The organism is Leptotrichia sp. oral taxon 218 (assembly GCF_018128225.1).
In the GTDB taxonomy this organism is placed as follows: domain Bacteria; phylum Fusobacteriota; class Fusobacteriia; order Fusobacteriales; family Leptotrichiaceae; genus Leptotrichia.
The window spans coordinates 594,726-607,999 of sequence record NZ_CP072377.1; the positions used below are offsets into that span (position 1 = coordinate 594,726).

At 31.1% G+C, this 13,274-nt stretch carries 5 protein-coding genes and 1 pseudogene; 4 read left to right on the forward strand and 2 right to left on the reverse strand.

The features are described from left to right. Positions 1 to 437: 437 nt before the first annotated feature. Positions 438 to 7,559: an autotransporter-associated N-terminal domain-containing protein gene (locus J5A73_RS02815; RefSeq protein WP_211616437.1), complete on the forward strand. Its 7,122-nt coding sequence runs from the start codon at positions 438 to 440 to the stop codon at positions 7,557 to 7,559. 198 nt (positions 7,560 to 7,757) lie between these two features. Here the strand turns inward: J5A73_RS02815 and J5A73_RS10760 are convergent, their stop codons facing one another. Further along, positions 7,758 to 8,330, reverse strand: coding sequence for an HAD-IC family P-type ATPase (locus tag J5A73_RS10760; protein ID WP_371813412.1), 573 nt, complete (start codon positions 8,328 to 8,330; stop codon positions 7,758 to 7,760). A 59-nt stretch (positions 8,331 to 8,389) separates the two neighbouring features. Next, positions 8,390 to 9,904 carry a heavy metal translocating P-type ATPase gene (locus J5A73_RS02820; RefSeq protein ID WP_371813413.1) on the reverse strand — a complete coding sequence of 505 codons (1,515 nt, stop codon included), beginning with the start codon at positions 9,902 to 9,904 and terminating at the stop codon, positions 8,390 to 8,392. Positions 9,905 to 10,085: 181 nt separating this feature from the next. Here J5A73_RS02820 and J5A73_RS02825 point away from each other — a divergent pair, with 181 nt between their 5' ends. The 3 genes and pseudogenes from J5A73_RS02825 to J5A73_RS02835 all read left to right on the forward strand — a co-directional run bounded on the left by J5A73_RS02825 (position 10,086) and on the right by J5A73_RS02835 (position 13,259). Continuing rightward, positions 10,086 to 10,535, forward strand: coding sequence for a hypothetical protein (locus tag J5A73_RS02825; RefSeq protein ID WP_211616439.1), 450 nt, complete (start codon positions 10,086 to 10,088; stop codon positions 10,533 to 10,535). 562 nt (positions 10,536 to 11,097) lie between these two features. Further along, a pseudogene (gene tnpB / locus J5A73_RS02830) lies at positions 11,098 to 12,200 on the forward strand (IS200/IS605 family element RNA-guided endonuclease TnpB). A 222-nt stretch (positions 12,201 to 12,422) separates the two neighbouring features. Beyond that, positions 12,423 to 13,259 (forward strand): hypothetical protein, encoded by an 837-nt coding sequence (locus tag J5A73_RS02835; protein WP_211616441.1) that lies wholly within the window; start codon positions 12,423 to 12,425, stop codon positions 13,257 to 13,259. Positions 13,260 to 13,274 lie beyond the last annotated feature (15 nt).

The following is a 13,274-nucleotide window of genomic DNA, read 5'->3' on the forward strand; positions in this document are numbered from 1 at the left end:
AAAAAGATTTTTTAGAAATTATCTAAAATTTTTAGGTAATTTCTTTTTTTTATAAAATTAAATATTTAAAAAATAAATAAAAATAATTAATTTATCTAAAAATAATAATTAATTTTTTTGTGCGAAATAATTTGTATTTTATCTAAAAATATAATAATTATAGAATTTAAATAGAATAAATTTAAAATATTTTTTTAATAGTTCATTTGAAACTGTGAAAATTTTTAAAATAAAAATAAAAAATTGCTTTACTTTTTTTAAAAATTTTTATATAATAAAAAAGCTGATAAAATTATTGAAATAGCGGAATATTGGCTATTTCTCAAAAAATTTTGTTGAAACAAAAATTAAAAATTAATAAAAAAATAAAAAAACAAGATAAAAAATATTAGAAAATTTTATACCTAGTTTTTTTATTTTTTTGGAAGAAGGAAGATATGACAAATAATTTAAAACATTTGAAACAGGAATTGAAATCTTTTGCCAAGAGAGTAAAAGATTTTAAATATACAGATTCAGCGCTGATTTCGTTTTTATTAACGGGAGCGATTGGAACTGGAGGACTTTCATTCAATCTTTTCTCGGCTCAAGACGAAATAAAAGAGCAGACAAAGGCGATTAACAATTCAATCGGACAATTAAAACAGGATTTTAAAAAAGCAAGAGAACAAAATAACAAGCTACTTCGTAACACAAATTTAGAATTAATTCAACTGACAGAACAAGGAGATCATGTAGTAAAATCCCCTTGGAGCAGCTGGCAATACGGAATAAATGGAATTTACAACAATTGGCAAGGACATTACAAAGGTCGTGGGGATAAAACTCCTGATGTAAAATATGAAAGAGATAAGACAATGGGGAAATATAAATATAATACGACTCCAAATACACATGCTCTTTACGGAAATACAACAGAACTTGGATTAAAAAGAGAACCAAATGCAATGATACCAGTATCAGCTTCACTTACACCACTTGTGCCAAAGATAAAGGTGGCGGATGTGTCAATGGCAGTTGATATTAGTAATTTACCTTCATTTACTCCAAGAACAGTGAAATCTCCACAAAAACCTGAAGTTACATCATTGGGTACAGTAAATGAACCTGTTTTTGAAATGAATGCAGTTTCAATTGGGAATGAAACAGATAAATACTTTTATAGTCCATATAATCAACAAAGTACATCTCAAAAGACATCAGCTGGGCGTGGGATAATTGAGCCAGTTGCTGTTACTGGTGGAAATATTATAGCTATGAGAGAAAATATTGATATGAATCCTGCTTTACCTATAAATCAAAAATATTATACTGAACCAAATCACGGTATATGGCATTATTCAAATAAAAATTTAAATATTTCAAATGTATTCAGAGGGGATACAATGCAAAGTTATACAGATAGTGCACATAGTGATCTTAGTGTTCATACTTGGGAAAATCCAACTGCTACGCTTACAATAAATAATTCGGCTACAGTTGCTGACAATTCAATGACTGCTCCTATTACTTCGGATCCTAAAACTGGTTTTTTTAAGATGACAGGTGGATATGGGTCTCCTGCAAAAAAAAATAAAACTACAGGTGAGTTGAAACCTACTTCTCAACCTGCGGGTGGATCATTTTTTGATTATTCTGCACCAGGAAAAACATTAGATCCAGACGATCTTTCAATATTGTATAATAATGCAAATGTGGTCTATACTAGAAAAAATCAATCAAATCTTGGGGATACAGATAATTTGATGGAATTGGCACATTTAGATTTACATTATGCGAGTACAATAGATAAAGAAAAAAACAAATTGAATTCACTAGCAGGTAGTGGTGTTGTTTCGAACGAAGCTAAAGTTGCATTTGATGATGCTTCAAAAATTGCAATATTCAATAATAGTGATATTGATAGTGCTAAAGATGGTTCCAAAACAATGGCTCAAACTTTTATAAATAACAGTAAAATTATATTAGAAGGTAGAAATATAGCTTTTTCTAATAGTTATGATCACTTTCAAGCAGCGCATTTTGGAGCTGATACAGCAACTAATATAAATTATGTAGATAAAATGAGATTTGATGTTGGAGGTATTGTAATAAATACTGGAGACATTGTATCACATCCGTATCAAGAAAGTGGAACAAATACAACACCTTATGATTTACTTTCGGCTGCATTTATAGTTTCAAAAGATACAGCAAGAGGTGACTCTAATTCATTGGCGCAATATCAAATATTATATAACTCGGGAAATATAGATTTGTATAATAAAAAATCATCAGTATTTTTCTTGAATCCTAATGAGAATTTTTTATTAGATTATAGACTTAAATTTGGTCCAGCAGGAAGTCTTGAATATAGTGGAAATGCTGGGACTCAAGCGCCAAAAAGACCTATTACAGTAGTTAATAGAAATAATATAAAACTTTATGGAGAAAATTCTGTTGGGGTTTATGTAAAAACACCTGTAGATTTGACGATGGATTTTAAGGATAACGCAGGTACAAATTTTAAACCTATGAATATATATGGAGATGAAAGTGTTGGATTATTTGTACAAAAAACAGCAGCAAATGCAAGAGCTACTGTAAATGGGAATTTTGCAGTAAATATTGGAGATTCAAGTGATAACGGAAATCAGACTTATACTTCTAATAATACAGCAGATCTTGATAATGCACCAACAGATAAAACAACAACAGGAAATTATTTAACAGCATATGGATTAAATAACAATGATGAAGCAATAGAAAATTCATACGGAATTTTTGCCGCTACAGACATTGATTTTTCTCAAAATTTAGCTAACGGCATAAACGGCGGACATCAAATAGTTATATACGGAAACAGTAAAAATAATATTGGTGTCCTAACAAGTACAAAAGGAGCTTCTAATGATGGAACTAATTATAATCTAGGTTCTGGAATAATTGGACTTAAAGAAGGTTTAAAAAATATAGGAATAGCGCTTAATGGTCAAAAAAATGCGCAAGTGACTGCTGATAAAATAGTTATGTCTGGCGGTGATGAAAATACGGCTATTTATGCTATGGGAGATAATAACGCAGGTACAACTGAAAAAGTGACAGTAAATAGTGTAAATGATGCAAGTGTTACTTCGCCTTTTGCGCCATCACAAACTAGAAATTCTATTGCAATTTATGCAGCCAAAGGATCTAATGTAACAGTAAATAAGGATTTTAAAGTTAATACAAAAGTTATTAGTGCAATACCTGCTTCAGGAACAAGTACACAAAATGCTGGTGGAGTTTATGCTACTGGAGAAGGTACTGTAGTTACACTAGGTGCTACAACTCCTGCTACAAAAATTGAAGTTGAAGGAGCGGATATTTTAGATAGTGCTGGAAAATCGACTGGAGATAAGGCTGGATTTGGATTATTTGCAGATGGCGGAGCTAAAATTAGTGCTATTGGAACAGGTGGAAGCAGTTTGGTAAAAGTTAAAAATGGTTCGGCTGCTGTAGTTTCACTTGGAGATACTAGTACTAGTACTAGTACTTCATCAGAAATAAATTTAACTGGTGCAACTGTGGATTATGATGGTGAAGGGTATGCGCTTTATACTGATAAATCTAGTGGAAGTGGATCTGGAGCTATTAATATGACAAATGCGACATTGGAGTTGAGAGGAAAAGCTGTCGGATATGTAAACGATAGAAATAACGCTGGTGCTGTAACTTTTAATAATACTACAATTAATGTGTATGATAATGATGTGATAATTGCAGATTTGAAAGATACAAGCGGAAATAAGATAAATATAAACATTGATGGTAAGACTACCTTGAAAAGCCAATTAATTGGTTCTGGAATTGTCGCAATAAATGATAAGACAAAAAATGCTCCTAACGGTACTTTTAAATATGCGGTTGTGGATGGAGCCAAAATTACTATAAGCTCGGCTATAGATAGATCAGATAATTCAGGTACAGATACTGATAGTGAAGTTTTTTCAAAAAGATTTTTATATCAAAATTCTATAATTGATGTAGATAAAACAGGTTTGGTAAAAGCAGAATTAAATGATTCGCAATTGCAAAGAATAGATTCTAATCTTAAAACTCCTGTCGGACTTGCAGTAACAGCAAGTGCAAAAACAGAAAATACTTCAACAACAGGAATTAATAATAGTGGGAAAATAGAAGCAGATAGAACAGTTGGTACTGATAAAGGTGGAATTGGTCTTTATGTAGATTACGGATTTATTAATAATAATTCTACGGGAGTGGTAAATGTAGAGAAAGGAACATTTAATGCTCCTAATGAAAAGGCAATAGGAATATTTGGAACAAATAGCACTAAAATAGTCAATGACGGACAAGTAAATGCTGGAGGTAAAAAGTCAATCGGTATTTTAGGACTTTCTTATAGAATTGATTCAGCGACAGGTATTGTAAAAAATCCAAAAGATGAACTATATTATGATAATGTAGTTGCTCATTCTGGACACAAATTCGGAATAGTAAATGTTGAAAATAGTACAACTGGTAAAATTACAATGGATGGTGACGGAGCTGTTGGGATGTTTATAAAAAATAACAGCAACGATAAAAATGGTACAGCATATATCGTGACAAATGCTCTTGACAGAAGAACTAAAAATGACACACATGGTGTAAATAAAGGTGAAATTACGATTAATGGAAGCAGTAGTTCGGTTGGAATGGGAGCAAATAACGGTATAATTACAAATGATACAACTGGTAAAATCACTGTAAACGGAACAAAATCAGCTGGAATGTACGGAACAAACGAATCTGACTTAATAAACAACGGAGAAATCAATGTTGCAGCTACATCCGCTAAAAACGAGTCAATTGGAATGTACATTGACGACCAAAAATCTACAATTACAAATACAGGAAAAATAAATGTCGGAAAATCTTCTTACGGAATTTTTGGGAAAAAAGTTGATATGACAAGTGGAGAAATTAATGTTGATGACAATGGAGTTGGAGTTTACTCAACTGGTCCTGCTGTAAGTCTAACAGGTGGAAAAATTAATGTGGCAAACAATAACGCCGTTGGAGTTTACATCGCTGATGATGCGACTAATCCGCAACCTGCAACAGTTACAGGAAATGTGGATATGAAAGTTGGAGATACGGATTCATTTGGATATTTGATAACAGCTAAGAATGCCAAGACTGATTTGACAACACATGCGCCAAACGATGTTCACATTGGAGAAAAATCTGTATATATTTATTCAGGAGCGCCAAAAGCGTTAGGTGGAAAAATTGAAAACTACTCTAATATTGTGACTGATAAAAATAACGGATATGGAATTTATTCATCGCAGGATTCAATAAATTATGGAAATATTGACTTGAGATCTGGAGATGGGAATATAGGAATTTACTCAACGCAGGGAGTCGGGAAAAACTATGGAACGATTACAGTTGGGACAAGTAATATAGCTAATAAACAATATGGAATTGGAATGGCGACTGGGTATTATGATGAAACTACAAAAGCAACATCAAATGTAGGAACGATTGAAAATTATGGAACGATAAATGTTTCTCAGGAAAACAGTGTTGGGATGTATGCCGTTGGAAAAGGAGCAAAAGCGATAAATAGAGGAACAATTAACTTAGACGGCAAGAATACGACAGGAATGTATATTGACAGATATGCAGAAGGGGAAAACTACGGAGTAATTCAGACTACGCCGACAGCAAACGGAACAGGAATAAAAGGTGTGGTAGTGACAAATGGAGGAGTTATCAAGAACTACGGAACGATAAATATAGCAGGAAATAAAAATATGGGAGTGTACGCATTTAGAGGAGATGAGACAGATCCGTCATATGTGCCGTATGTAGAAAGCGGGACAGGAAACACATCGACAAGACCATATTTAGAAGGAACGGCGACAGACAGGAAAATAACAGGAAGTTCAGTAGTAAAAGTTCCACCGGCATCATTACCGAGCGCAGTATCAATTTCAATAAGCGGAGTGGAAGTATCGCCAGTAAAAGTTGATACAAATGTAGCATCACCAAAGGCGCCAGAAGTTCTTATTACTGACTTGACAGGACTTACTAAACTGAATTTGGCGACAGAGCAGATGGATCACGATCATACGCAGTCAAATGCAGAAATATCAAGTATAGGAATGTATGTAGATACATCGGGAATAAATTACACAAAACCAATTCAAGGATTGAGCAATTTATACGGATTAACAGACATTGACTTGATAATGGGAACAGAAGTAACAAAATACTTAAATGCCAAAGCAATACAGATAGGAGACAACATATTGAAGCCGTATAATGATGCGTTGGCAGGTGTTGTGTCTTCGGGAGTTACATTGAATGTAAATTCAGCCAGTCTGACTTGGATAGCGCAGCCAGTGGAATCAAAAAATATAAATGCACCAATAAAGACTGTATATATGGTAAAAATTCCTTATACTGACTTTGCGAGTGAAAATGATACGGACACAGCACATTTCTTGGATGGACTTGAACAGAGATATGGAGTTGAAGACATTCATTCGAGAGAAAAACAGATTTTCAACAAACTTAATAGCTTAGGAAAAGGGGAAAATCATATATTTGCACAAGCTGTAAATGAAATGAAAGGTTACGAGTATTCAAATACGCAGATGAGAATTAATTCGACTGGAAATGCTTTGGATAAAGAGTTCAAATATTTGCACGACGAATGGAGAAATCCTTCTAAACAGAATAACAAGATAAAAGTGTTTGGACAAAAAGATGAATTTAATACAGATACTGCAGGAGTAATTGACTATGACAGCAATGCTTACGGAGTGGCTTATGTTCACGAAGATGAAGCAGTTACGCTTGGAAATTCAACTGGATGGTATGCTGGAGCAGTTTCAAACAGATTTAAGTTTAAAGATTTAGGAAAATCAGCTGAACAGCAGTCAATGATTAAAGCAGGACTGTTTAAGACAATGTCGCCAGTAAAAGACCACAACGGAAGTTTAAGATGGACAATTGCAGGAGATGTGTTTGGCGGAGTAAATAATATGCACCGTAAATTCTGGGTTGTAGACGATGTGTTTGAATCAAAAGCTGACTACTACAGCTATGGAGCGGCACTAAAAACAGATTTAGGTTATGACATAAGATTGTCTGAAAGAACGCATCTAAGACCTTATGGAGCGTTAAAGATGGAATATGGAAGATTCTCAAGCGTGAAGGAAGACAGAGGTCAGATGAACTTGGAAGTAAAAGGAAACGACTACTTCTCAGTTAAACCAGAAGTTGGAGCAGAGTTTAAATATGTTCAGCCACTAGCGGTTAGAACTCAGTTGTCGGTTGGACTTTCAGCTGCATATGAAAATGAACTTGGAAAACTTAATAGACTTAATCAGGCAAGAGTTCGTTATACGACAGCGGACTGGTATAACTTGAGAAATGAGAAAGAGGACAGACACGGAAATGGTAAGTTTGATTTGAATTTGGGAATTGACAATACTAGATTTGGAGTGACAGTAAACGCAGGATATGACACTAAAGGAGAAAATATTAGAGGTGGACTTGGATTTAGATTGATTTACTAATTTTTGTTACTAAAATTTGATATAATTATTCAGCAAGGGGTAAAAACCCCTTGTTTTATTTTGAATATTAGAATTGAATTCAAAGCTATAAAATTTTTTTTAGAAGAGAAAAAAATTGAGTGCCACGATGGCACCCAAAAATAAAAAATATTTAAAAGATATTTTTTACTATATTGAAAATTTTTGATAATTTAGAATTTAATTTTCTTTGTAAGTTAATGCTCTTGTTGCGTTTAATATTGCAATTAATGCGACTCCGACATCTCCAAATACGGCTTCCCACATTGTAGCAAATCCTAGTGCTCCCATTACTAAAATTATGATTTTTACACCTAGTGCAAAAATTATATTTTGCCAGACAATTTTTTTTGTCTTTTTGGCAATTTTTAGAGCGGTTACTATTTTTGAGGGTTCATCGTTCATTATAATCATATCAGCAGCTTCGATTGCGGCATCACTTCCTACACCACCCATTGCTACTCCAATATCAGATCTTGCAAGAACTGGTGCATCGTTTATTCCATCACCCACAAATAGCACTTTTCCATTCGTACTTTTATTTTTCAAAAATTCTTCCATTTTTTCAACTTTTCCAAGCGGTAATAAATCAGTGAATACTTTTGAAATATTTAATTTACTAGCCACATTTTCCCCAATTTTTCTGTTATCACCTGTTAGCATTACAACATTTTTTATCCCTAAATTATTAAGTTCTTCAACTGTTTTTTTAGCGTCTTCTTTTATTTCGTCCGCAATTATTAAATTTCCCAAATATTTCCCATCTTTTGCGACATAGACAACTGTTCCAACAGCGTCTTTTTCAGCAGCTTCTACATTTTCTTTTTTAATAATTTAAGATTTCCTGCTAAAATTTCGCTATTTTCATATTTTACTTTTACTCCATGACCTGCGATTTCTTCAAATTCAAATTCTGAACTGTCAGTTTTTTCAAGTTTTTTATTGTTTTTTTCATATTCTAAAACAATTGATTGTGCAATTGGGTGATTTGAAAAACTTTCTGCAATAGCTGCGTATTTTAATAAATCGTCTTTTGTGTATTTGGAATTTTGAACATTTATTTCTGAGACTTTAAATTTACCTTTTGTAAGTGTTCCAGTTTTGTCAAAAACAACAGTTTCCAAATTGTTTAATGCTTCTAAATAATTTGCTCCTTTTATTAAAATTCCATTTTTTGAAGCTCCACCGATTCCCCCAAAAAATCCTAGCGGAATTGAAACAACTAAGGCGCACGGACACGAAACTACTAAAAAGATAAGCGCTCTGTAAAGCCAAGTTGAAAACTGTGCATCTTTTACAAATATCATTGGCAAAATTGTAATAAGTAAAGCGATTATTACAACTGCTGGTGTGTAAAATCTTGCAAATTTTGTAATAAAGTTTTCAGTTTTAGATTTTTTAGAACTTGCATTTTGTACCAAATCTAATATTTTTGAAATTGTAGAATTTTCAAATGACTTTGTAACTTCGATTTCTACAAGATTTGTGGTGTTTATAAATCCACTTAGAATTTCATCTCCAATCTCAAATGTTCTTGGAATGGCTTCTCCAGTCAAAGCGGATGTGTCAAAAGTTGAACTTCCATTTATAATTTTTCCATCTAATGCGACTTTTTCTCCAGGTTTTATAACTATTATATCGCCTAATTTTACTTCTTTTGGCAAAACTTTTTTAATTTCTCCCTCAATTTTTAAGTTTGCATAATCAGGTCTAATATTCATAAGTGAGGTGATGGATTTTCTCGATTTTCCAACTGCCAAATCTTGGAACATTTCTCCAATTTGGTAAAATAACATAACTGACACAGCTTCAGGAAACTCTTTTATCGCAAAAGCTCCAAGTGTCGCAATCGCCATCAAAAAGTTTTCATCAAAAATTTGTCCTTTTTTTATATTTTTCACAGCTTTAAATAAAACATCATATCCGACTGTAAAGTAGCTTATTAAAAATAAAATTAATCTTAGAACAAATAAATTTTTTGGAACAAATATTGCGGCTGCAAGTATAATTGCACCTAAAATAAATCTATTTCTTATACTTTTAAAATTTTCTTTCGTTTCTTCTATTTCCTCATCTTCTTCAATTGCAGAATTTGGCATTAAAACAGTCACACCTTCTTCAACTCTGTCAACTTCTTTTTGAACAAGTTTTGTGATGTCTTCGCTAGAAAATTTTTTGTTAGGATTAATTACAATTTTTTTTCCTAAAACATCGACAGTAGCTGCTTTTATTTCATCCAAAGCATTTAGATTATGCTCGATTTTTGCGGCACATTGGGGACATTCAAGACCTTTTATTCCCAAAGTGCATTCGTTATTTTTTTCCATTTTTTTCACCTCTATTATTTAATATATGAACAACTATTCATTTGTTATAATACAATATTTTTTTTATTTTGTCAATAGTTTTATCAAATATTTTGTGAAACAAAGTTTTTTTTGATATGAAAAAAATTGTGGTATAATTTTAGTAAAAAGTTTTGGTTGAAAGGGGAAAAGGAAAAGAAAGATGGAAATAAATTATTTAGGACTGGGAGCAGATTTGAAGCAAAATTTATTTTGTGAATTTGAAAAAAATGAAAGGGTTTTGTATGTTTTTGAAAATGCTTCGACTTTTTATGAAATAAAAAAAGAACTTTTACAAGATGTGGAATTTAACGAAAAAATTGGGATTTTTCATAATTTTAAACTTATGAATAGTTATGATTTTAATGAAAATCTTTTTTTTACAGATAAAATTTTGATAAAAGAAGAAAAGCAAGTTATATTTTTTTATAATGCGATAAAAAATAAAATTGGGAAAAAACTGAAAGTTAAAAATTATTATGACATAATTGATGTGGCTTATAATTATTATAATTTGTTTGCAGAGTTGCAGGAATATAAAATTGATGCACAAAAAATTGAAGTGGAAAATTGGCAGCGGGAAATTTTTGAGAATTTGAAGGAAATTGATTAAAAATGCGGTCGCACACTCGTGACGCAAGGAATGAGTTAGACCGAGAAGTATAGTCAGCATATATAGAAATATGTATGTGGAGATAGCAACTTAAAAAAAGCTATCCAATACTACTCGAATTGCTGGGAACCCCTAAAGCTGGTATAACTACAACATAATACCTAAATAAATACAGTACAGATGTGAAAGTGGCGAAAGCAGAAAAAATATACTAGATGACATAAGGTTAAATCCTAAGTGTTAAGATAATGGGCAATCAGCAGCCAAGACCGAAAGGTAAGGTTCAACGACTATTCCTCCTGAGGGAAGTACACCAAAGCTGGTGGAAGTGGGTAGACCCAAACAGGTAGAGCTGTGGGATAAGATATAGTCTGTGCTTAATAGAAATATTAAGAAGTTCATAAGAGAACTGCATAGGTGGTAGCGTACTTATGTGAACGACAACCTCTAAAACGACTAAGTCGGTTTTTAGGTTCATATATTTAGAAAAATTTTACTTTTTCATTTACTTACAGTATAAAAAATAGTATACTTATGTATAAGTAAATGGAGGTGAAATCAAATGGAAAAAGCATACAAGTTCAGATTTTATCCAACTAAAACTCAAATAGAAAAGTTAAATTGTACTTTTGGTTGTGTTAGATATGTCTATAATCATTTTTTAGGTTTAAAACAAAAGCTGTATAATACAGAGAAAAAGTCTATGTCATATAGTGAGTGTAGTAAAGAATTAACAGTTTTAAAGAAAGATAAAGAATGGTTAAAAGATGTAGATAAATTTTCTTTACAAAATTCTTTAAAAGATTTAGATAAAGCCTATAAGAACTTTTTTAGCGGAAATGGCTATCCAAAGTTTAAATCTAAGAAAGATAATAGAAAATCATATAGAACCGGTTATACAAATAATAATATAGAGTTTTTAGATAAATGGATAAAAGTACCTAAGTTAGGAAAACTAAAAATAAGAGATAAGATGAAGCCACAAGGAAGAATAATAAATGCAACAATAACACAAGCACCTAGCGGAAAATACTATATATCTCTATGTTGTACAGATGTAGAAGTAGAAAAGTTAGAGAGCACAAATAAAAATGTTGGAATAGATTTAGGTATAAAGAACTTTGCGATTACCAGTGATGAAACCTTAATAGAGAATCCAAAATATTTACAGAAGTCTTTGAAAAAACTAGCTTTATGCCAAAGAAAACTGTCACGAAAAACAAAGGGCAGTTCAAATAGAAATAAGGCTAGAATAAAAGTAGCGAAATGTTATGAAAAGTAACAAATCAAAGAAAAGACTTTTTGCAGAAATTATCGACAGAGCTAATAAGAAAATATGATATTATTTGTATGGAAGATTTACAAGTAAAAAATATGGTGAGAAATCATAAATTAGCAAGAAATATTGTAGACGTATCATGGAGTGAATTTAGTAGAATACTGGAATATAAAGCAAAGTGGTATGGAAGAACGATAGTAAAAGTAGATAAGTTTTTTGCAAGTAGTCAAATATGTAACTGTTGCGGATATAAGAATGAAGAAGTAAAAGACTTAAGCATAAGAGAATGGAATTGTACATTCTGTGGAGCTGTACATAATAGAGATATAAATGCAGCCAAAAACATACTAAAAGAAGGGCTAAGGATATTAAGAGAAAGTGCTTAAATATATAAATATATGAACCGTAGGAACTATGGGGATAGCTTGGTAAATTTAGTTGGCTAACAGAAGCAACTACTACCCAAGAACCTCGCGACTTCAGTCGTGAGAGGTTCAGAGAAGCATTAAATTGCAAGTTGAGAAAAAAAATTTAATTTTGCCTTATATGATTAGAAAAATTGAAAATATTTCAAAAGATTTTTTGAAAAAAATAAAAAAATTTGTTTTGTGAATAAAGTTAATTTTACTCCATTTGAAAAAGAAATAATTATTTATTTGAAAAAAAATGGAGTAGAACTAAAAAATATTTTGCAGCTTTCAAAAAAAGATTTTGACGAAAAGGAATTAAAAATAAAAAGTGGCTTTTCAATTTTGCCAAAAGAAAAATTTTTGGAAAAAAATATAGATATTAAAATTTTTGAATACAGCTCAAAATTTAATCAGCTGTTAGGCTTGGTAAAAAAATTATCGGATGAAAAAGAGCAATGTCAAATTTACGATGTTCAGGATATAAATAGTGAAACTAAAAGAGATTATCAGCTGTTAAACCAAAAGAAAATAATTTACAATTTGGAAGAAACTTTACAGGAAACTAAGATTTATAAAGTTTTGGATGTGCTTTGCAACATTTTGAATGAAGTGAGAATTAAAAAAAGAGAAAATGGGATTGAATATATTTTTAAAGTGAAAGAATTATATAACGGGTTTAAGTTAAAAGAATTTTTAGAAACATTTAAAATTGAAAATATTTACTGGCTTTTTCAAAAATTTGTCAGAGAAGATTATAAATATTTATCGATTGAAATGTTGAAAAAATATTTGGAAAACGAAAGCAAAAATTTTAAAATTAAAGAGAAAATTTATTTTAATCTTGAAAAAAAATATAAAAAATTTGAAGAAAATTTTGATTTTGATTTTAAAAATTGTGAAAATAAAAAAGATAAAAAAGAAAAAAATAAAAAAGAAGAAGATAAAGAAAATAAAGAAATTAAAAAAAATAAGAAAATTGAAAAAGTTGAAAAGATTGAAAAATTAAAAAAGAGAAAAATAAATTTTCTGAACTGAAAAAAAATATAAATA

Excerpts from the sequence above, each read along its gene's own strand:
- J5A73_RS02815 (WP_211616437.1), top strand. The coding sequence starts at position 438 with ATGACAAATAATTTAAAACATTTGAAACAGGAATTGAAATCTTTTGCC.
- J5A73_RS02825 (WP_211616439.1), top strand. The coding sequence starts at position 10,086 with ATGGAAATAAATTATTTAGGACTGGGAGCAGATTTGAAGCAAAATTTA.
- J5A73_RS02820 (WP_371813413.1), bottom strand. The coding sequence starts at position 9,904 with ATGGAAAAAAATAACGAATGCACTTTGGGAATAAAAGGTCTTGAATGT.